Annotated in this window: 23 protein-coding genes and 2 pseudogenes; 14 read left to right on the top strand and 11 right to left on the bottom strand. The window is 38.8% G+C overall.

The window, feature by feature from the left end:
• Positions 1 to 2: 2 nt before the first annotated feature.
• The 4 genes from istA (NST13_RS09535) (at position 3) to NST13_RS09520 (ending at position 3,861) form a co-directional block, all read left to right on the top strand.
• Positions 3 to 1,088 carry an IS21 family transposase gene (istA, locus tag NST13_RS09535; RefSeq protein ID WP_342580496.1) on the top strand — a complete coding sequence of 362 codons (1,086 nt, stop codon included), beginning with the start codon at positions 3 to 5 and terminating at the stop codon, positions 1,086 to 1,088.
• A complete protein-coding gene (gene istB, locus NST13_RS09530; protein WP_096550005.1) occupies positions 1,085 to 1,810 on the top strand; it encodes an IS21-like element helper ATPase IstB in 726 nt (241 codons plus the stop codon). Before istA (NST13_RS09535) ends, istB (NST13_RS09530) begins: the two co-directional genes overlap by 4 nt.
• A gap of 223 nt (positions 1,811 to 2,033) precedes the next feature.
• Positions 2,034 to 2,207, top strand: coding sequence for a hypothetical protein (locus tag NST13_RS09525; RefSeq protein ID WP_342471144.1), 174 nt, complete (start codon positions 2,034 to 2,036; stop codon positions 2,205 to 2,207).
• Between the two features lie 379 nt (positions 2,208 to 2,586).
• Entirely contained in the window at positions 2,587 to 3,861 is a 1,275-nt protein-coding gene (locus NST13_RS09520; protein ID WP_342470665.1) for an ISL3 family transposase, read from the top strand.
• A 138-nt stretch (positions 3,862 to 3,999) separates the two neighbouring features.
• On the opposite strand, the gene NST13_RS09515 is transcribed toward NST13_RS09520, so the two are convergent.
• The 5 genes from NST13_RS09515 to NST13_RS09495 all read right to left on the bottom strand — a co-directional run bounded on the left by NST13_RS09515 (position 4,000) and on the right by NST13_RS09495 (position 7,257).
• On the bottom strand, positions 4,000 to 4,515 hold the full coding sequence (locus NST13_RS09515) for an ATP-binding protein (RefSeq protein ID WP_342581838.1): 516 nt from the start codon (positions 4,513 to 4,515) through the stop codon (positions 4,000 to 4,002).
• Positions 4,502 to 6,097 carry an IS66 family transposase gene (locus NST13_RS09510; RefSeq protein ID WP_141603365.1) on the bottom strand — a complete coding sequence of 532 codons (1,596 nt, stop codon included), beginning with the start codon at positions 6,095 to 6,097 and terminating at the stop codon, positions 4,502 to 4,504. Before NST13_RS09510 ends, NST13_RS09515 begins: the two co-directional genes overlap by 14 nt.
• Positions 6,098 to 6,146: 49 nt before the next feature.
• Positions 6,147 to 6,503 carry an IS66 family insertion sequence element accessory protein TnpB gene (gene tnpB / locus NST13_RS09505; protein ID WP_141603366.1) on the bottom strand — a complete coding sequence of 119 codons (357 nt, stop codon included), beginning with the start codon at positions 6,501 to 6,503 and terminating at the stop codon, positions 6,147 to 6,149.
• Entirely contained in the window at positions 6,493 to 6,819 is a 327-nt protein-coding gene (locus tag NST13_RS09500; RefSeq protein WP_141603367.1) for a hypothetical protein, read from the bottom strand. Before NST13_RS09500 ends, tnpB begins: the two co-directional genes overlap by 11 nt.
• A gap of 90 nt (positions 6,820 to 6,909) precedes the next feature.
• A complete protein-coding gene (locus NST13_RS09495; protein WP_141603368.1) occupies positions 6,910 to 7,257 on the bottom strand; it encodes a DUF4183 domain-containing protein in 348 nt (115 codons plus the stop codon).
• Between the two features lie 106 nt (positions 7,258 to 7,363).
• On the opposite strand from NST13_RS09495, the gene NST13_RS09490 reads away from it, so the two are divergent.
• Entirely contained in the window at positions 7,364 to 7,744 is a 381-nt protein-coding gene (locus NST13_RS09490) for a DUF4183 domain-containing protein (protein WP_141603369.1), read from the top strand.
• Positions 7,745 to 8,305: 561 nt separating this feature from the next.
• Here the strand turns inward: NST13_RS09490 and NST13_RS09485 are convergent.
• Entirely contained in the window at positions 8,306 to 9,529 is a 1,224-nt protein-coding gene (locus NST13_RS09485) for an IS256 family transposase (RefSeq protein ID WP_342581837.1), read from the bottom strand.
• Positions 9,530 to 9,619: 90 nt separating this feature from the next.
• Between NST13_RS09485 and istA (NST13_RS09480) the strand changes: the two genes are divergently transcribed.
• Positions 9,620 to 11,149, top strand: coding sequence for an IS21 family transposase (gene istA / locus NST13_RS09480; protein ID WP_342580495.1), 1,530 nt, complete (start codon positions 9,620 to 9,622; stop codon positions 11,147 to 11,149).
• Positions 11,121 to 11,861 carry an IS21-like element helper ATPase IstB gene (istB, locus tag NST13_RS09475; protein ID WP_342580494.1) on the top strand — a complete coding sequence of 247 codons (741 nt, stop codon included), beginning with the start codon at positions 11,121 to 11,123 and terminating at the stop codon, positions 11,859 to 11,861. The genes istA (NST13_RS09480) and istB (NST13_RS09475) overlap by 29 nt, the downstream gene beginning before the upstream one ends.
• A gap of 137 nt (positions 11,862 to 11,998) precedes the next feature.
• Here istB (NST13_RS09475) and NST13_RS09470 read toward each other — a convergent pair whose 3' ends face one another.
• Positions 11,999 to 13,165, bottom strand: coding sequence for an ISL3 family transposase (locus NST13_RS09470; RefSeq protein ID WP_340714494.1), 1,167 nt, complete (start codon positions 13,163 to 13,165; stop codon positions 11,999 to 12,001).
• Entirely contained in the window at positions 13,092 to 13,568 is a 477-nt protein-coding gene (locus tag NST13_RS09465) for a transposase family protein (RefSeq protein WP_340714495.1), read from the bottom strand. Before NST13_RS09465 ends, NST13_RS09470 begins: the two co-directional genes overlap by 74 nt.
• A 90-nt stretch (positions 13,569 to 13,658) precedes the next feature.
• On the opposite strand from NST13_RS09465, the pseudogene NST13_RS09460 reads away from it, so the two are divergent.
• Positions 13,659 to 13,985, top strand: a pseudogene (locus tag NST13_RS09460) (transposase); the annotation flags it as partial.
• A gap of 262 nt (positions 13,986 to 14,247) precedes the next feature.
• Positions 14,248 to 14,383, top strand: a pseudogene (locus NST13_RS09455) (IS982 family transposase); the annotation flags it as partial.
• A gap of 45 nt (positions 14,384 to 14,428) precedes the next feature.
• Here NST13_RS09455 and NST13_RS09450 read toward each other — a convergent pair.
• Positions 14,429 to 14,839 (bottom strand): DNA cytosine methyltransferase, encoded by a 411-nt coding sequence (locus NST13_RS09450; protein ID WP_342471150.1) that lies wholly within the window; start codon positions 14,837 to 14,839, stop codon positions 14,429 to 14,431.
• An 80-nt stretch (positions 14,840 to 14,919) separates the two neighbouring features.
• Positions 14,920 to 15,222: a DNA cytosine methyltransferase gene (locus NST13_RS09445; RefSeq protein WP_342471151.1), complete on the bottom strand. Its 303-nt coding sequence runs from the start codon at positions 15,220 to 15,222 to the stop codon at positions 14,920 to 14,922.
• A 180-nt stretch (positions 15,223 to 15,402) separates the two neighbouring features.
• Here NST13_RS09445 and NST13_RS09440 point away from each other — a divergent pair, with 180 nt between their 5' ends.
• On the top strand, positions 15,403 to 15,633 hold the full coding sequence (locus NST13_RS09440; protein WP_342471152.1) for a hypothetical protein: 231 nt from the start codon (positions 15,403 to 15,405) through the stop codon (positions 15,631 to 15,633).
• Between the two features lie 437 nt (positions 15,634 to 16,070).
• Here the strand turns inward: NST13_RS09440 and NST13_RS09435 are convergent, their stop codons facing one another.
• A complete protein-coding gene (locus tag NST13_RS09435; RefSeq protein WP_027725900.1) occupies positions 16,071 to 17,273 on the bottom strand; it encodes a transposase in 1,203 nt (400 codons plus the stop codon).
• Between the two features lie 133 nt (positions 17,274 to 17,406).
• Here NST13_RS09435 and NST13_RS09430 point away from each other — a divergent pair, with 133 nt between their 5' ends.
• The 4 genes from NST13_RS09430 (at position 17,407) to NST13_RS09415 (ending at position 21,041) form a co-directional block, all read left to right on the top strand.
• Positions 17,407 to 18,726, top strand: a complete 1,320-nt coding sequence (locus NST13_RS09430) for a transposase (RefSeq protein WP_342581836.1) — start codon at positions 17,407 to 17,409, stop codon at positions 18,724 to 18,726.
• A gap of 63 nt (positions 18,727 to 18,789) precedes the next feature.
• The gene (locus tag NST13_RS09425; protein WP_244878053.1) at positions 18,790 to 19,098 is read left to right on the top strand and encodes a DUF3784 domain-containing protein; all 309 of its coding nucleotides are present in this window, start codon (positions 18,790 to 18,792) and stop codon (positions 19,096 to 19,098) included.
• A 34-nt stretch (positions 19,099 to 19,132) separates the two neighbouring features.
• Positions 19,133 to 19,513, top strand: coding sequence for a DUF393 domain-containing protein (locus NST13_RS09420; RefSeq protein ID WP_048623302.1), 381 nt, complete (start codon positions 19,133 to 19,135; stop codon positions 19,511 to 19,513).
• 166 nt (positions 19,514 to 19,679) lie between these two features.
• Positions 19,680 to 21,041 (top strand): transposase, encoded by a 1,362-nt coding sequence (locus tag NST13_RS09415; RefSeq protein WP_342580493.1) that lies wholly within the window; start codon positions 19,680 to 19,682, stop codon positions 21,039 to 21,041.
• The last annotated feature ends 198 nt before the right edge of the window (positions 21,042 to 21,239 follow it).

Below are 21,239 nucleotides of genomic sequence, written 5' to 3'. Positions count from 1 at the left end.
GGTTGACGTTTACAGATAAAGGGTATGAAAGATTAGAACATCCTCCGGGTGAAGCTCAAGTAGACTTTGGAGTAATGGAAGCTGTACAAGATGGAGAAATTGTGGATATTCATGCTTTAGTTATGACGTTTCCTCATAGTAATGCTGGATTTGCAGTACCGTTACCAGCTGAAAATCAAGAATGCTTCTTACATGGTCTCAATATTCTTTTTAAACAGGTTGGGGGAGTACCTAAAAGGATAAGAATCGATAATTTGACCCCCGCTGTGAAGAAAAAAAGGACAAAAAATGAAGAAGCACAATTAACTGATGAATTTGTTCAATTTCAGAATTATTATGGCTTTGATGTGCAGGTATGCAATCCAAGAAGTGGCCATGAAAAAGGAAATGTTGAGAATAAAGTTGGATATATACGCTATAACTTTTTTACTTCAGCTCCAATAATGGACAGCTATGAGGGTTTAACTAATCAATTATTTCATAAATTAGAGGCGGACAGAAATAGAATTCATTATGCCAAAAACGTACGTATTGAGGACTTATGGCAGGAAGAACGGGATTATCTTCTAGCATTACCGGAAAAGCCCTATCCTGTATTTAAAGAGCATCTTGTTAAAGTAAACAAATATAATGAAGTGAAAGTGGATCAGACGTTGGTTCATGTCCCTAAGGGTGGCAACTATAGTCAATTACAAATGATATTAACATGGGATCAATTAAAGATTGTTTCACCTAATGGGGAGATATTATTGGATGACTATCGGCCATATATGAAAAAGCGAAAAGCATTACCATGGCTTTCAATAATTAAAACATGGATTCATAAACCAAGGGTTGTAGAATATTCGCGCTATAATAAGTATTTACCGGGAAGAATTAAAGAATTTTTGTTGGTAGATAATTTAATTATTCGACGAAAACGATTAGAAGCTCTAGCTAGTTTATTAGTTTCTCATGACATGAAGAAGATTAATGAAGAGTTCTATGAATTAATTGCACAGGATAAGCTACCTAGTGATAATAATCCTTATGAAGTGGACTGGAGTAAATACGATTCATTAGCTCCTAGAGAGGAGGCTGTCAATTGAAACAGGACATTAAAGAATTGTGTAAGTCATTGAGGTTAGCTTATGTTGCGGATGTATACGAGCAAATACCGTTTGAAACTCCGAAACAATTCTTATATGGGCTACTTAAGGAGGAAATAAGATTAAGAGAAAAAGCGAGAGCAATCCGCTTGATAAAAAAGGCGAAGTTCTTAGATAAAAAGAGTTTACATGATTACGAGTGGACCGAACAACTTCGGTTCCCTCCTCACTTAACCAAAGAGGATTTGTGTAGCCTACAATTTATTGAGAATCGAGAAAATGTAGTTTTAGTTGGTTCACCCGGGACAGGGAAGACTCATTTAGCCACAGGACTAGGGAAAAAAGCTTGTGAACTAGGTTATGAGGTTCGTTTTTACCGTGTTGCCCACCTAGTTGAGGAATTAGAGCAAGCTTTACGTAACAACCGTTTATCAGCATTTAGAAAACGGATGGAGAAGGTTGATTTGGTCATTTTAGATGAAATGGGATACTTACCATTTAGTAAAGAAGGAGCTGAATTATTATTCCAAATTATATCGGAGTTTTATGAACAGAAAAGCGTAATTATTACATCTAACTTAGAATTTAGTCAATGGAACCGGATCTTTACAGATTCTCGTTTAACAGCAGCGTTAGTGGACAGGCTAATTCATCACGCCCATATCATCTCTTTTCATGGCGAGAGCTATAGACTGTCCCACGCATTGTCGAAAAGGAATTAAATGGGTGGCAAACCTCTGCATTTTTAATTGCATTTCTCTGCACTTTTCTATTGCAAAATACACCTGGTGGTATTGAAAAAACTGTACAAAAAATTTATGATCTATATAAACTGTTAAAAAGTTGGAGTTATAGAACATACCAAGTGATCTTCGTAATGCATTTTTAGACTTTTTTGGCATAGCGAATATTATTAGGGCATGTACTTAAGATGAGGAGGATAAAATGAGAAAGCCCGTGATTCCTTCTAATTTAGCTTTTATTCTGCTGGCATTAATTCAACTATATATAATATTTGCTAATTGGGGAGGAGACACTCTAACTATTATTTTTTCTTTTCTAATTTTTATTGGCTGCATAGCTATTTTAATTGTAAGTATACTTTATAAAAAAATATAAAATAATCAAATAAAATACTATAACATAATAAAGCTATAAAATAGTTTTTTCAGTATTTTATAATATGACTTTTCCAAATAAAAATTAGCTTGGAAGGAAATCTTTTCCTTCAAACTTTTATTTTTGCTTATTTTACATTTGCTATTATTCGACATACACTTTGTAAGTATATTTCTTATAGATTTTCGTAGATTGATAGTTTCCTTGTAACCGTCAAGTAGAATTAAACAATTTTCCACAAATAATTTTGGCTCTATAATATTTGGTGTTGGTGAGTATAAACCAGCACCAATTTTTTTGAACAAAAAAAAATGAGACAGTGACAAAACTCTGGTAAAATGTAATCGCCAAAACACATTTTCCAAAGGAGTTGTGTCACATGTCTCACCATCATTCTATACGAAACCTACTCAATATAAAAGACAAAAATATCACATTTGATGAAAATTTTTGTGCAGAAGAACTCATTAAAGGGGTCCAATCAAAAGTCTTTTATGGCCAATTAACTTACCAACCAAAAGCTTGTTATGCTTGTGGACATGTCTTTGATGTTCAAATCATTAAACACGGTTTTAAAACGTCTCTCATTAAAATGCCTAGCATTTCAGGTTTTCATACCTACTTAAAATTGCGTAAACAGCGTTATTTCTGTAAACATTGTCATTCCACGTTTACTTTAAAAACGAGCGTCGTGGCTAAAAACTGTTGTATTTCCAACAATACTAAAGTAGCGATTGCTTTAAACGCCAAAGATAAAATATCCGAAAAAGATATTGCGATGAAACATAATGTTTCTCATGCCACTGTCAGTCGTGTCATTGACAGCTTTTATAGCTATTATCAACCAAATGTTCACTACCTTCCAAAGCATTTGTGTTTTGATGAGTTTAAATCAGTGAAATCCGCAGCTGGAGCGATGTCCTTTATTTTCTGCGACTCTGAAACGGGGGAGATTGTGGATATCGTGGAGGACCGGAGATTACATGTCCTCAAAGAGTATTTCTTACGGTATTCCAAGAAGGCGAGAGATGCGGTAAAAACGATTGTCATCGATATGTACAGCCCTTATATTTCCTTAATCCACGAAGTTTTCCCTAAAGCGGAAATCGTACTCGACAAATTCCATATCCTCCAACTATTTAGCAGAGCTTTAAACAAAACGCGCATCAACGTCATGAATCGGGATAAAAAGAATTACAATAAATTAAAAAAATACTGGAAGCTCCTTCTGAAAGATCAAACAAAACTTGATTATAAGAACTATAAATATCATCGTTGCTTTAAAAAGCATATGTGTGAGGTGGAGATTCTCCACTATCTCATTGATTTAGATTCTGAATTAAAAGCGTCCTATGAGTTATATCAATACGTGCAACATTGCATAAAAATCAAAGACTTTGAGCTCCTAAAGAAAACATTAGAGAATAAACAAAATATCGTTTCCAGCTATATGAAAACCGCCATCAAGACAATCAACAAATACATCAATTACGTGGAGAATACGTTGAAATATGATTATAACAACGGCATTTTAGAGGGGATTAATAACAAAATCAAAGTGATTAAACGCATTTCTTTCGGTTATCGATCCTTCTATCACTTTAGAAACCGAATATTCATTACCCAAAACTTAGCGAAAATAAAAACAGCTTAGGGGAACCTCGAATTTCCCCTAAGCCATCCGATTACATATTACCAAATAATGTCACTAAAATTTATTCACCAACACCATTTGACAAAGAACCATAATTTTAAACAGTTTTCTACAATTAAGATTCAACAGTTTGCTGAATTAAAATAATACCTTTCTGTATTTCATACGAATGCTATCCGTTTCGTTATCGAAAGTGATAATTTCACTCCTATGTAATAAACGGTCAAGTATAGCTGTTGTTAAAGTAGGATCACCAAGAAATTTTCCCCATTCATTTGGCCCTTTATTAGAGGTTAGAATGAATGCTGCTTTATCATATAAATCATAGATAAACTGGAAAAATAGATTGGCTTCCTGAGTCTCGTAAGTCATGTACATGACATCATCAATAATAATTAAATCCGAAGCTATAATACGTTTGTAGCGTATTTTAGATTTATTGATATATTCTTTTGTTTTTAAAATATACATAAGCTGATTCATGGAGACAAAGGATACTTTGTATCCTCTCTCCACAGCGTGTATTCCTAATGCAACGGATAAATGTGTTTTTCCTGCTCCTGTTGGTCCCATCAAAATTAAAGTAAAGTAAGCGTAAAATAACGCCCACGTGTTTTTTCGTGGGCGTTTATTATATGCTCTATTTAGTTTTATTTGGTACGCGACATTCTTCTGGAATTGTCTTCGACCAAGGAAGGAGTTGATCGATGGCTTCTACATCATTGTGATCTATCAATGGTAATTGTTCGAAAAGATAGGTTAAGTAGTTCAATGGATTTAATTGATTCTCTTTAGCTGTTTCGACAATGCTATAAATAATAGCGCTGGCTGATGCACCTTTCATCGATTGTGCAAATAGCCATGCCTTCCGGCCCATCACGAATGGTTTAATCGATCGTTCCGCACGATTATTATCGATTTCAAGTCGACCATCTTCTAAAAACACTATGAGCTTACTCCATTGATTTATACAATATGTAATTGCCTCTCCCAATTTGCTTTTTGGGGGAACTTGAGGGCGTTTTGTTTTTAGCCATGCCAAAAAAGCGTCTAACACAGGTTTAATGTGTTCAAGACGGTATTCTTTGCGCTGTTCGGGAGTACAGTTCTCAAATTTTTCACTGATTTGTCTTTCAATCTGGAATAATTGATTACAGAATTGAATTCCTTCTGCAGCGGTTGATGATGTTTTATCCACATTGGCTGGTAATGCCTTCAGTGCTTCATCGAATTTTCGCCTTGCATGTGCCCAACACCCTACCAGTTCGACATCCTTTAATTCATGATATCCTGCATATCCATCTACATGCAGATATCCCTTAAATCCTTTTAGAAAAGCCTTCGGATGTTTACTGTGACGAGTCGTTTGATAATCATATAAGATGATTGGCGGTACGTCTCGTCCTGTTCGATACATCCACATATAAGACTTCGAATCCGCTTTTCGTCCAGGTTCTGCTAGAACTTGAAGTGTAGTTTCATCCGCATGTAGAATATCGTTTTCGAGTAATAGCTCATGCATCCGTTTATATAGAATGGAAAGCCAATTGGTTGCACCATAAATCATCCAGTTGGCGAGCGTTTGGCGTGATAAATACACACCGAATCGTTCCAACTGCTTTTCTTGACGATAAAGAGGCATTCCTTCCACGTATTTTTGGTTCATGATATAAGCCATAGCCGATGCAGATGCCAAACTTTTTGGGTAAATTGGTGTTGGCATTTTGGCTGTGACAATCGGTGTCTCGATTCCTTCCCGTTCACATTGACGGCAACTGTAAATATGTTGAACATGCTCAACGACTTTTACTTGAGCAGGAATAATCTTGATTTCTCTTCGTATTTCCGTACTCATTTCGTGTACGGTTCCACCGCAACACAAACAAACCTGCTCTTCTTCGGCTAAACGATAGTGAATCGTTTCCGTCGGCAAGTTCTCTAGTTTCGCATCGCGTTGTCCTACAGACTTCTTCCGTTTATAAGTAATGGTTTCAAGTGTAGGTTCTTCCACTTCTGTATCCGCTGTGATTTCAGCTTCATTAAAAAGAGGAAGTTCGAGTTGATCCGGATTCGTTTTTTCACTGGAAGCCCCAAATTTTTTATGTTGGCTAAGGCGGAATTGTTCTTCCAACCATTTGATTTTAGCCTGTAAGGCTTCATTTTGTTTTTTGAGTTCCGCATTTCTCGCTTGCAGTTCTTCAATTGTTGATTCATTGGTTTGTTTGTGTTTGTTCATAAGTTAAAGAATAAAGGAAAGGAATTGACAGGTCAATGTCAAATTCCTTTTAAACCATGATTTTAGCTGATACTTGTTCATGTGCTTGTTTTTGTTCAAATGAAAGACCATCGAGCAACCAACTGAATTGGCGGGGAGTGATGCACAAAGGGCCGGGAGTTCTTTCATCAGGCCATTGAAAGACCCCTTTCTCTAAACGACGATAGTACAACCAAAACCCATTGTGATCCCAATGGAGAATTTTCAATTTATCTCGTTTCCGATTACAGAAAACAAAGAGATTAGAAGAGAAAGGATTTAACTGAAAGCTCATTTGAATAATGGCTGCTAATCCATCAATCGACTTGCGTAAATCCGTTGCCCCCGCTGCTAAATAAACATGTTGAATGGGTGTTTTACTTAACATGTGTTTTCAGCACCTGAACCACTTCGTTGAAAAGGAGTGGATTGAAACCTTCTTTTACTTCGATGGAAAATTCCCCAATGTTAACGATGAGCGGGGAGTTTTTTTCATCCAACGGATGGGATACTTCAACAGTTAGCCATTGAGGGGAAGTCCGTGAAGTTTCAGTTGTCTCTAACTCTAGTCTTTTCATCCATTTATATATACTTTGGTGACCTACTTGATTTTGTTTGCACCAAGCTTTTATACTTGACTCTCCACTAGATCGATAAGATTCGATTCGTTGTTGCCACAATTGTTTTCGTTCATCTGGGGACATAAAAATAAAAACCTCCTAACTTTTGATGTTGATCTAATTATCACAAAACATCAAAAGGGTTAGAAGGTGTGGGATATTTGGCGCTTACTTTTAAAACTTAAACATTTGCAGAATAATCGGTGCACCTTTTGGCGGCAGGTCTTCAGTTATTAACTTGAGCATGCCGCACTCTACTTCGTAATTTTCTTTAGGTTGAAGCACTCCGTTAATAAATAAATTCATATAGGAGACTGTACTTGGATCCATGATTTTGTGATGTTTTCCTTTTGTAATCCCATCTTGATCTCTATAGACTCTTGACTTCCCATTTGAAATTGTAAAGTACTCAAAAACTTCAACCTTTTTTGGAAGGCGAAAGGAAAATTCTGTCGGCGGCAAAGGAGGGATTCTTAATAATGGCTTGGGTAAATTATTTACACCTGTTTGTTTGTTCATCATTCCGATCCTTCCAGATAATTACTAACTCTTTTTTTATTTTATGCCTAAGTCAATAAAAAATTTCACCATATAATAAAGCGAAAATGAACTTCAAGGAGGAAACTTCATGCCATTGGAAATTTTGAAGCTTGCAATTAATGCGGCCACAACTGTAGTTACTTCTCCAGATGTACAAAAATTTTTTTATGTAGTAGATGCGGATGTATCTGGTGGAACAACGTTAACCATTGACGCAGATGATTTTATGGATGATACAGGGGCAACAGGAGTTACACTTCCGGAATTAGCTGATGAAAATAGTTATTTTATTGTTTATGTAAATGGTGTCCAAGTAATGCAAGACTTAGTGACATATAACCCAGGCGGATCGGGTGCAGGATCTCTTGTAATTAATGTCCCTGCAGGATCCGATATTATTGCAAATTCACCGGTCGTTCTTGTCGTAACAAACTTTAATCCAACAGCCCAAACGACTATTAATACTTAAGAAGTTGTATAATAAATGAATTAAGATTATCCGTATACAAAGGCAAAGCACCTCCTTTCGATTAGAAGAGGTGCTTTGTTAGTTTAGAGAATGTGGACGAGATAAGTTATTTGAAATAAATTACTAATAGAAATTCCCATGATGTACAAGGCCGGATTAAAAAACTAATTGAACTCCCCTTAAATCTTTAGATTGGAAGAGGATGAGAAAGAATATGGAAAAGAGGAATTTAAATTTAATCTTTATGGCTTCAAATATATTGATTGGTGTAATTCTTGGATTATTCATCGTTTACAGTATAAAGAAGGAGTTCAACTTAAGTGTTTTCCTCGGTGCTTTAACATCCACCGTGGTCAAGTCCAAATTATTGTGTAAATTCCCCTTTGATAGAAAACATGGACCTGATGACTTGACGTATGGTAGGTAAGTCCGGCAAGTCTCCCTGCCGGTCGTCTTCCCGGACCAATGATCATGTTGTCAAGGAACAGGTGTGTCAAGGAGCTTTCGCGGCAACTCCTCGCTTCCGAGGTATTCCACGTTCTCCTTGACACAGCGAAGGGGTTATCCCACTCTCTTGATCGCCGGAGCCTCCTGATTCACCGATCGGACTCCTTGCTCTTTCATTTTCCGCCACCGCCAATATTCGGACATATCCAAGTATTTGCGCCCTGACATCCATTTTTCGTCGATTTCGATCAACACGGCGCCAACGAGGCGATACACCGATTCCCGGTTCGGAAAGATGCGGATGACCCGTTCTCTGCGGCGGATTTCCTCGTTCAGCCGTTCCACTCCGTTGGTCGTGCGCAGGCGCCGCCGGTAACGGTCCGGATAGTCCAATACGGCGGTGGCGTCTTCGAATCCCTCTTCGAGGATTTGCATGGCTTTTGGGGCTTTTTCTTCCCATTTGGCCAGCACTTGTTCCAATAACAGCCGGGCCGTTTGCTTATTTGGAGCATGAAGAATCCCACGAATCTCCTCGAGCAAGGCATCCTGCATATACTTTGGTGCGGCATCGAGGATATTACGAATAAAATGTGTCTGGCATCGTTGCCATGTAGCGCCTTGGAAATGCTTTTCAATGGCTTGCACCAGCCCACCGTGCTGATCCGAGATGATCAAGTCCACTCCCCGGAGTCCCCGGTCTTTCAGCCATCCGAAGAACTCGCTCCAGCTGGACTCCGATTCACTGTTTCCGATTTGCAGGCCAAGAATTTCTCGATATCCTTCCTCATTCACTCCTATAGCGATCAACACGGCTCTGGAGCGTACTCGTCCATCCTCCCGGACTTTCGTATAAATAGCATCTACTAGCACAAACGGATACACGTGTTCATGAAGGGAACGATAATTCCAGTCTTGGATAATCGGATCCAGTCCCTTGCACAGTGAGGAGACCGTGGATTTGGAAAACGAAGTGCCGCATAATTCCTCCGTGATTTGAGTGATTTTTCGGGTAGACACCCCGTTTACCACCATTTCCATGAGTGCCAGTACCAGTGCTTGTTCGCTCCGTTGATACCGTTGGAACAGTTCCGTAGAGAACTCTCCATCTCTTGTTCGTGGAACGCGCAAGGTCAACCGTCCCACCCGGGTTGTCAGCTGGCGTGGATATGAACCATTTCGATAGCCTTTTCGTTCTTCCGTTCGTTCATAACGACGAGCCCCCAGCTGTTCTTCCACTTGCGCCTCGAGGATTTGATTGAGGACTTGTTCCAATAGCTTAGCTAAATTGTTTATTGCAAAATAAAAATACAGAGTTCTGCAAGGAAAACGTGCAGAGATTGATTGGGTAAAAAAAAAAAGCTTGCCAGCTCCTAAAATTCCCTCTACTGTTAAGGTTGTGAAGACTAAAACAGTGGAGGTAAAGAAAGGATGCTAGCAATGCCTGAAATTCATTATATCAAACATTTAAGGGAAAACAAAGATCTGTCGATCTCGGAAATTGCGAGAAAGACAGGGCTGAATTGGAGAACTGTCAAGAAATATGCCGATGGAAATATTGGCGGACAAAAAATCATGAAAAAGAAACGGGGGATGATGTACGAGCTAGGATATGGGGAGATCATCGATGACTGGCTGGAGGAGGACGCGAAGCTGCCACGAAAAGAGCGAAGAACCAATCGAACCATGTTTGAACAACTGCAAAAAGAGCATGGTTTTCCCGGTTCTTACCGAACTGTATGTGCCTACATTCAGGAACGGAAGCCGCATATCAAGGCAGAAAAGGAAAAACGATACGAACGGCTGGAGCATCCTCCGGGGGAAGCCCAAGTCGATTTTGGCACGATGCAAGTAGTGAAGGATGGAGCTCTTGAAGATAAAAAGCTCTTGATTTTGAGCTTCCCCCATAGTAATGCTGGATTTGCTCATCCTCTCCCGTCAGAAAATAGGGAATGCTTCTTGGAAGGATTGAAACAGTTATTTCATCAAGCAGGGGGAGTGCCGAGGCGTTTAAGGATGGACAATTTGTCCGCTGCCGTGGTGACAGTCGGGAAAGGAGATAACCGTCAGTATACCGAAGCGTTTCTGCGTTTCCAAGCCCACTACGGGTTTGAAGTACAGCCGTGCAATCCCGCCAGCGGGCATGAAAAAGGGAATGTGGAGAGGAAAGTATACTACGTACGCCATCGTTGTTTCGTTCCCGCCCCTGTGGTGGAAAGCGATGAACAGCTGACCGAATGGCTACGGGTCAAAATGATCGAAGATCGTTCTCGCCTTCACTATGAAAAAGGAGTGCCAATTGAAGAGTTGTGGAAAGAAGATCAAAAAGAGCTGAAAGCATTGCCTTTGGACGATCTTCCGATCTTCTCTTTGGATACGGTGAAAGTAAACAAATACGGGGAGATTACAGTGGATGGGGAAAAGTGGGTGATCCATCAAGCTCGGGTGAATCAGTCTCTCGTGGTGCAAAAAGGGTGGGATCGCTTTATCTGCCTATCCAATCAAGGAGAAGTCGTTTTTGAAGCTCCTCGGCCGTATATGAACCAGAAACAAGAAATCCCTTGGGAAGAGATTTTCAACGATTGGGAGAAGAAGCCTCGATCCGTGAGTTATTCGCGATTTTTTAAGTACTTGCCAGAGAAGGTGCAAACATATTTGACCTTCCGTAAGGAAGAGGTCAAACAGCGCGTTCGGGGAGTTCGGGAACTCTTAAAAAGCCATACATTGAAAGAACTGGATGAATGGTTGAACAAAGAGCAACGATTCGACTTGGCCCCTCATGAGTTAAAGGTGTTGTTAGAGGCGAAACAACAAGCTTATCCGGAAAAGTGGAAAGAAACTTACATCCCTTCGGTGTTTGTCGATTATGAGACGGATTTACACCTTTATGACCAACGGCTGTGCCCGTCATGGGAAGGAGGGGCAAACCGGGATGACTCGGGACATCAAAGAGATTTGTAAAGCGTTGCATTTGGCGTATATTGCCGATCGTTTTGAGGAGGTGCCATACGAAACAAAAGAGCAATTTTTACGGGATGTACTGGCTTTGGAAATCTCATCGCGTCAAGAAGCGAAACGGTCGAAGCTGATCAAGAAGGCTAAATTCCGGGAGTTAAAGTGGCTGAAAGACTATGAGTGGTCCGATCACATTCATTGGCCCTCCACAACGACCAAAGAGGAGCTTTGCGACCTTGTGTTTTTGGAGCGGAGACAGAACGTATTGCTTTTGGGATCGCCTGGAACCGGGAAAACCCATTTAGCCACGGCTTTAGGATTGAAGGCATGCGAGAAAGGCCATGAGGTGCGGTTTTTCCGAGTGGCTGATCTCGTTGCCCAACTGGAAGAGGCCTTAAAAAACGGGACACTGCCCCGTCTGAAACGGCAAATCGAGGCGTGCGAACTATTGATTCTCGATGAACTGGGATATGTGCCGTTTCAAAAACAAGGGTCAGAACTGCTTTTTCACATCATCGCGGACTGTTACGAACGAAAAAGTGTCATCGTGACCTCGAATTTAGAGTTTGGACAGTGGAACCGGGTATTTGAGGATAACCGTCTCACCGCTGCGTTAGTGGACCGTCTGGTCCATCACGCCCATATCATTGCCTTTACAGGAGAAAGCTATCGTCTAAGACACGCGCTTTCTTCTGTGAAGAAGATATCATCCAATTAGCAATTCGTTGGAAAAATCGAGCTGCAAGCCTATGTATTTTTTACTGCAATTCTCTGCATTTTTGGCTCTTACGTTCTTTTGGTGAAACCATATATGTACAGTCCTTCATCTCTTTATTAATTTTTTAAAAAAACATTTTATAAATGATATAACACTCGTTTTTCAAGTAAATCCAGCTTTGCCCGGCCATACATGATTCGTTTCATCAGCTTCAATCGGTGAACATGGCCTTCCACAACTCCGTTACTGTAGGAAGTACTAAATGCCAGCTTAATCGACTGTAAATCCCTACGGAGTCGAAGTGCACAATCATATAAATGATTGTTTGGAGAAGACAATTGTTTTTCCAACCATTTGAAAAATGCCGGATAGTTCCGTTCATCAAATGCTTCTCTAAATGTTTGAACCATTTGGTGGAAAGAATGAAGGGATGGGTACATCTTAAAGGATTGTTCAAGAAGTTGCAGTTCCTTTTCTAAAAGTCTAGATTTTCGTTTCCAAACATATGAAATCATTTGCCGTCTGGAAATTCGAACGGAAGATTCCTTAATCCCCTGCCGTTTTCTTTCTTTTCGTATGCTTTCGACTGCAACGCGGACACCTGAAAGTGTCCCCGTATATCCATATTTACGAAGTTGCGCATCAATTTCACGGATGGTCTTGCCCTCTTGTTCGAGTTGCTGAATGTATTGCTCAAAACCATCGGTTTGCCGTTTTCGCTTTCTTTTTACTTGAACCGGCATCTCGGTTATGTTGAGATATTTTGAAATGGTTCGGGGATCCATATGAAATTCTCTGGCCAACTCCGCTTTTTTCTTTCCTTTTTTGTATTCCTGTTGAATGCTTTTGATCATCATCCATTTCTTTTCGGCTCTTTCTTTTTGTCTCCTTTGCAGTTTGGTTTCATGCGGAAAGGTTTGTTGGTCCGTTTCTTCTTTTTCCAACGTGATGACGGAAGGAAGAATCGAGGTGAGGCAAGCATCGATCTGCTTCTTTACCGCCCGGACAAAATGCCATCGGTCATATACTTGCAAAATACTTTGCGAAGCGTTCTGAATCCCTTTCCGAAAAGCCTGATAGCCATCACGACTGACAACTTGGATGTTTTGATGATTTTTTAGCCATTCTGATATGGTTTCCGGATAACGTTCCGGAAGTAATGCAACAGGCTTGTGCGTGCTCAGATCACAAATGATCGTGCCATAGCTGTGTCCTTTCCGAAAAGCAAAGTCATCGATTCCGATAAAAGGGGGACACCTCTTGATGAATCTCCGTTTTCCGAATAAGGGAGAGCAATACGTCATGGCTGACAGGGAGGGACAGGGCTTTCGCTACTTTTTCGCCATTGAGGCAGCTGGTGGAAAACGCGATTTTACGTAATACTTCTTCGGACCGTAAAGTTCGGCGTCCATTTTTGGAAATCCAATCATACCGTTCAGTAAAAATTTTTTGGGTGCAATTGGGTTGGTCGCAAAACCATTTTCTTGTGATAAGCAGGATGGAAACAGCTTTTCCGGCAATCGGCAAATCTTGAATCATGCGTGTATATCGGCTGTGTGGACGTGTGGAAGGCACTTGGCAATGAGGACAAGGGCAGGATTCATGAGTGCTTCGAACAATAAAGGTAATGGAGGATGGTTCTTCTTGAATATCCAGAACTTCTAGGAAAGGATCCGGTGAAGACCAATGGATTTGACGATTCATCATTCATCACACCTTTTCTTTTATTATACTATAAAAGTAAAATTATAGGCCTTCACCAAAATTGCGTAAGAGCCATTTTCTACTTGCCAAAAACAAGCCATGCAAATCCTCGAAGAGGGATTCGAAGACGCCACCGCCGTATTGGACTATCCGGACCGTTACCGGCGGCGCCTGCGCACGACCAACGGAGTGGAACGGCTGAACGAAGAAATTCGCCGCAGAGAACGGGTCATCCGCATCTTTCCGAACCGGGAATCGGTGTATCGCCTCGTTGGTGCCGTGTTGATCGAAATCGATGAAAAATGGATGTCAGGGCGCAAATACTTGGATATGGCTGAATATTGGCAGTGGCGGAAAACGAAAGAGCAAGGAGTCCGATCGGTGAATCAGGAGGCTCCGGCGATCAAGAGAGTGGGATAACCCCTTCGCTGTGTCAAGGAGAACGTGGAATACCTCGGAAGCGAGGAGTTGCCGCGAAAGCTCCTTGACACGCCTGTTCCTTGACAACATGATCATTTGTCCGGGAAGGCGACCGGCAGGGAGACTTTCCGGTCTTACCTACCATACGTCAAGTCATCAGGTCCATGTTGTCTATCAAAGGGGAATTTACACAATAATTTGGACTTGACCAAAAATTAAGCGAGAGATAATAACCTCTCGCCATACTTATTTCAAACATTTAAGATACGTCGAAACAACTTTTTCTGTACTTGTAGATCAGTTTCACATCACATCGATCCGTGTAAACAGCATCGAAGGTTTTGAAACGGCATTTACTAGCTTACACACCTGTTGTCCTTGTGCTAGTTGCACAATAGAGTTCAACTGACACCATGGGAAAAATTTAATATTCTACTAGCTTTTTAGTGTGACGTTAGTAAATGTTTAACTGCTTTAGCAATTACCCTTGACATAATAGGAGGAACAGCATTCCCTACTTGTACAAATTGTGCTGTTCTAGGTCCCTCAAATTTGTAATTATCGGGAAAACCTTGAATTCTTGCAGCTTCACGTACAGTCAACGAGCGTGCTTGCTTAATATCCGGATGAATATTATAATGTCCATCTTTAGCAATATGAGCTACAATAGTATGAGGGATCTCATTCCAATTATGCACTTTAAATCGGTCTAAAAACGATTCCTCATTTTGATGAGTTTTTAAATCATTAGGTAACTCGTTATATTTTAATTGAATGCCTTGATTCGAGTATTCTATAGCTATCCTATAAATCATTCGATCATGATCTCGAACAGCTCGTGCTTTATGATTCATAATCCCCATACTATTTTCTCGCATTTTTTTCTGATACTCAGAAAGTTCACTATTGTTTTGTAATGGATACTCTATTAACTTTAAATCTTCTCCCTCTCCAGGAGATAGCGAAGGTAAATCACCAATAACATTCCTTGTATTTTTTCTTCATTCCAGTATTCTGTGAAGCGAGAAAAATCTGGGTAAGTATAATTGAGTTCTTTCTTAAAACCAAATAATACTACCCTTTTTCTTCTTTGGAAAACTCCATAGTCAGAAAAATCAATAATATTGTTCTTATGTTCAGGATCATTACCAGATAGTATTGTATACCCGATGTTATCAAATTCTTCTTGAATAACCGAAAATATCTGTCCATCTTTAGCTGTTAAAATACCAGGCACGCATTCAATGGTGAGCGGTATTACGATCCAGAGACGGCAAGGTTTATCTCAATTTATCCATATCCTGGTAATAGAATATGGTAACTCTCCAACAAATGTAATTCAACCCTTTTTTTATAATTTTTTACTTTTATAATAAAAAATGTAGATTAAATTCTATATAAAAAAGAGGAATTATCTATGTTAACTAAAACAAATAACCAATTAAGATTATCTATGTTTGTAATTATTTCTAGTTTAGTATTGGTATTTAGTACATTACTCGCTCCACTGAAATCCGAAGCTGTAACTTCCAATGATATTCCGGATCATTCAGAAATTAATTCAGAAATAACTAATATTGTGATTGCATATACTAAATTCGATGAGAAGAAAAATAAGATTGTTATTACAAATAAGAAAGAGTTATAAAGGAACAGCTAAATTTAATAAATAATGCGCCATCATACAAAGAGGTAGTTAGTGTCATTAAAAAATTTAACAAAGTTACTCAACTTTCGCAGTGAAAAATTTATGAATAATCCTTGATTTGATAGGTTTCTTTGGGTATCTCATATTCACTTGACACTGAAAAAATTCGTCTAAAAACCAAAAAGACACCTCTTTCTTTTGGTAAACTATTGGTGACCAAACCAAAAACCAAAGAAAGAAAGGTGTCACCATTATGATAACGAAAAAAGAGTATTTTGCGCAATTACCAAAAGGAGAGTTTTGCAAAATTAGAATTTTATTAAAAAGAGTTTTAAAAGAAACCCAAATAAATTGGGGTATTTTGTATCTTTGGTTTACAAATATTCTGTTTGTCCTTTTTTGGGCGTACTTGCAGAATTTTTCGCTTTAAAAATTTTTTAAGCGGTTTGTTGCTTTTTACTCTCTTTTGCCATTGCGAGAGCTGAAACCAGTAATACGATGGCGTTCAAGTAAATATGAGTTTTTACTTTATCGATTCCCCACACATGCAGGGAGTTCGCTGTAAGATAACTTTTCATTCTTGAATTGCACCGTTCTACACTGGTTCGCTCATTGTAAAGTTCTTTCCAACGTTTGGAATCGCGGTGTGGATTAGAGTACCGGCGAAGATCCTTATTCACGTTAATTTTTACTACCATTCCATAGTTGGAGGATGAACAGGCTGCCATTCCTAATGGGCAATCCACTTTTCCGGTTGCGTGTGGACATCTGAATTTGAGCTGATCCTTATTGGCGCCCCAATAAGTCATTTCGTACCCCATCGAACAGCGTGGGGTTCCATTGGAGGCAATTCCTTCGGGAGGCTCCTTTTCATTACGCAAATTGAGTGGAATAATAGCTTGAGCCCCGATGTTCTTGGCGGATTCGTAGTTTTTTAGCTGGTCGTACCCACCATCCATTATCAGGAAATCAATTTTAGAGTTTGTACAACTCTTTACTTGTTCAATTAATTGTGGTGCGACATCCCCATCGTTGATATGAGCAGGGGTTACTTCAATCGCCATTGGTAATTCACTTTTGGTGTCAACGGAAAGATGCATCTTATAGCCAAACCAAGTAATTTTATTACCGAAGGAATCAAACTTTGCCCCCCAATTGGCGTTGCCTGTTTGTTCACTTCGCTTCTTAGGCTGCTTCTTTTCATAAGCATCAATGGCGGCACTGTCGATAGCCTGATGTTTTCCATCAATTACTCCTTCCTCTTGAGCTAACTGGACGAGATCTTGAAAGATTCTTTTCACAAGTCCAGTTTTGGTTAGTGAAGAAAATACTCGGCTAAGAGTAGAGATGGATGGTGCAGGCCTGCTAATATCTAAACCACATTGGTAACGAAAACGCAGGTCATTTTTTAATCGATTGTGAAGAGAAGTAAAAGTATCAATACCTTCTAATGGGGCAGCGATAAGAGCCCTTAATATCCCTTCTTTGGAATGTCCTTCAGCCCCTTGGGGTGAAGAACTTTTCAATTGTTTAGCATAAGGACGCAAATCTAGAGCACTAAAAAAGATCGGTAATTTCTCTTTTGACTCTAAAATTTGCAATTCTTCAAAGGAAAATAGACTTTCTTGTAGAATATACAAAGTGACTTCCTCCTTATGGATTTTTGTGGTTTGGTCACTTCAAAATTCTACAAATAAGGGGTGAAGTCCTTTTTTATGCTTTAGAAAACCTTATGACTCTTGGGTTGAAAAATGTGCAAAATGCTCAAAAGAAATAAAAGACGGATTTTCTGAATTACAAATTGGTAAACATTTAAGAAAAGCTGGAATTATCAAGGCTTGTGGTTATTCTTGTTTATCGATTTTTCAACTATTATTTCTTCTTGTTTTTCAATACAGAAACTGGTACCACGCCTTACAAAGCAAAAAGGCTGCCGATTTACCAGGAAAAGATACCATTTATCGTTTTTTGAACTCGTCTACGTATAACTGGAGAACCTTTTTACTGTCTCTGAGCTCCGAAGTGATTCGTCGTGTGAAACAAACGATTTCGAAGCGCCGTGTTACCGTGTTTATTGTAGACGATTCGATTTATTCTCGTAACCGTAGTAAATCGGTTGAGCTTCTAGCTAAAGTATTCGATTATTCAACTCGTCAGTTTGTCAATGGTTTTCAACTATTAACGCTCGGATGGTCCGATGGCTTTACATTTGTACCTATCGATTTCGCTCTTTTGAGTTCAGCGAACCAAAAGAATCGCTTGAACGAAATCCATTCGTCCATTGATAAACGAACCACAGGCTACAAACGACGGCTCGAGGCATTGGAAGCAAAACCAAACATGGTGTTGAAATTAGTAGAACATGCATTGGATAAAGGAATTTTCGCTGATTATGTGCTCATGGATACATGGTTTACTCATGCCCCGTTGGTGGAGAAGATTCACTCCAAAGGCCTTTTTGTCATTGGCATGGTCAAACAGCTGAAACAACGGTATCTTTTCAACGGAGAACGTTTAACCTTGGAACAACTGTATCGAAAAGCGAAACGAGACATTGGCAAAAAAGAAACACTCGGCTCGATTCACGCAACCCTTCATACGGGTTTACCAGTGAAAATTGTGTTTGTGCGGAATCGAAACAACCAAAGTGAATGGCTGGCAATTTTGAGTACAGATACCACGCTGTCTAATGAAGAAATCGTTCGAATCTATGGGATGCGTTGGGACATCGAAACCTTTTTTAAATTCAGTAAATCGTTTTTACATTTAGCCAAAGAGTTTCAAGGTCGTTCCTATGACATGATGATTAGCCATACTACCATTGTCTTCACTCGGTATATCTTGATTGCTTGGCAACTTCGGAAAGAAGAGGATCCGAAGACCATGGGCAACTTATTCTTGTTTCTATGTGACGAAGTAAAGGAGATGGACTTTAAAACGGCTTTACTACAATTGATTTCTCTTTTCCAAACTTTGGCTGAAGCTAAGGTTTATTTGAGTATGGACATTTTTCAGTGTCAAATGTCCAATTGGATTACTTCTTTACCTCGTTATATCAAGGACTGTCTTCATATTTCTGTGTGCGAAAGTTGAGTTTATAATTAAACATTCGGAAAAATCATTCCAAAAATGTCCATTTATTACGGAGGTGGAAATATGTCCTTAAATACAGATTTCTCTACTGCTATTGTTATTTGTATTATTACTGGTTTATTATTCATTCTTGTTGGTTGGCTTATTTGGAGAAAAAAGAAATTGAAATTAATTGCCGGGTATGATGAAAAACAATATAAAGGAGATAAGAATAAATTAGCAAGAGTGATGGGAATATATTCGATTACTCTTGGGATTATTATAATAATTTTCCCTTTTCTAATGGAATATCTGGGTGACTGGTCTTCATGGATATTAATTGGAATCATTGTGCTTTTAACGTTTTTCACTTTAATTAGAGTCTATTTTTAAATGAATACAAAATATGAAATAAGGTGAATTAATTATGTCTAAAATTATTGTCCTTTATGATAGTTGGTGTCCTCTCTGTGTGAGTATGAAAGAAAATATACAACGTCTTAATTGGTTACGTCTTATTGAATTCCAAACCATACGTGATGATTCAAGAATAATAAACATTCCCATACAGAAATTAGAAAAAGAAATGCATTGTATAAATATTAATAATGGAAAGATTGCAACTGGAATTGATGCAATTGCTTCAATCATCGCTAGAATTCCCTTGCTGACCATCTTTTACATTCCAATTAAATTATCAAGTTATTTCGGATTCGGTCATTATGTTTATAATTATATAGCAAGCACAAGAAAAATTGTACCAATAGGCAATTGCTCAGAAGAAACTTGTGATATTAAAAACATTTAAGTAACTCAACTTTCGCAGTCCAAAATCTTGTTTAAATGCTTGATGTAAATGGGTTTTGGAAGTACAAAATTATCATTTGACATTTTTTAAAACATAAAGAAAGACACCTATTCTTTTGGTAAAATATTGGTGACGAAACCAAATCCAAAAGAAAGGTGTCACCACTATGATAACGAATAAAGACTACTTTGCGCAATTACCAAAAGAAATTAAACAAGGATTTTCCGAATTAAATATTGGATATCATATAAGAAAAGCGAATATTACGAAACTTTCCGGGTATTCTTGTCTTACTGTTTTCAAACTGATTTTTCTTTTAGTCTTCCAATATAAGAACTGGTTTCGTGCTTTTATGAGTAAACGATCTCAGGATCTGCCCGGAAAGGATACAGTCTATCGCTTTTTAAATACACCAACCTATCATTGGAGAAAGTTTCTGCTTTCATTAAGCAGTGAAATGATCCGTCTGCTTCAACCATTAACTTCAAAAGATCGTGTCACAGCTTTTGTGATTGATGATTCTGTCTTTTCACGAAACCGTAGTAAGTCGGTTGAACTGTTGGCTAAGGTTTTTGATCACTCTACGCATCAGTACTTGAAAGGGTTTCAAATGCTTACCCTTGGCTGGACCGATAGTTTTACTTTTATTCCTATTGATTTTGCTCTTCTAAGTTCACCGAAAAAGGAAAATCGCCTGCAAGAAATCAATACCAATATTGATAAACGAACATCTGGCTATAAGCGTCGCCAGGAAGCTCTGAAATCAAAACCGGACGTGGCTTCAGCTTTACTTGATCATGCGCTTGAAAAAGGGATTATAGCTGACTATGTTCTCATGGATTCCTGGTTTACACAAGCGCCTTTAATTGAGAAGATTACGAACAAAGGGTTATTTGTCATTGGCATGGTGAAGCAATTAAAGCAGCGATACGTTTACAATGGTGAACGTTTCACACTGAATCAACTTTACAAATTGGCAAAAACGCACATGGGTAAAAAAGACATTCTCGGATCCGTTTATGCTACTTTAGACAATGGAATTCCAGTAAAAATTCTATTTGTACGAAACCGTAATAAACGGAGCGAATGGCTTGCTATTCTCAGCACAGATACAACATTAGAAAATGAAGAGATCATTCGTATTTACGGCATGCGTTGGGACATTGAAGTCTTCTTCAAATGCAATAAATCCTTTTTAAATTTAGGGAAAGAATTCCAGGGTCGTTCATACGACATGTTAATTAGCCATACAACCATTGTTTTTACACGATATATTCTCATTGCCTGGCAAATGCGAAAAGAGGAGGATCCTAAGACGATTAGCAACCTTTTTTACATCCTTTGCGAAGATGTAAAAGACATAGATTTTATTACTGCCCTTCAATCGCTTATTGACCTTTTCCAAACTTTGGCGGAATCCAAGGTTTCTTTAAACATGGACATCTTTAAAAATCAAATGAATAAATGGTTGGTTACTATACCTAATTATATCAAGCAATGCTTAAATATTACTGTGTGCGAAAGTTGAGAAAGTTATAAATAGTGCTGAAGGTGAAAACTTAAAAGAAAGTATTTTAGAAGAAGTAAATACACAAAATAATAATATAGTATCGATACAAAAAATCAGCGGTTGTGGAGCAGCATCCATTGCAGGTTTCGCGCATACTACTGCGTTTACTGGTCTTATGACTCTTGCTGGAATAAGTGGTCCAGCTGGTTGGGCAAT

It is taken from the genome of Ureibacillus sp. FSL W7-1570 (assembly GCF_038593265.1).
In the GTDB taxonomy this organism is placed as follows: Bacteria; Bacillota; Bacilli; order Bacillales_A; family Planococcaceae; genus Ureibacillus; species Ureibacillus suwonensis.
Note: the sequence above shows the minus strand (reverse complement) of the source record. Positions and strands in the feature narration are given on the sequence as shown.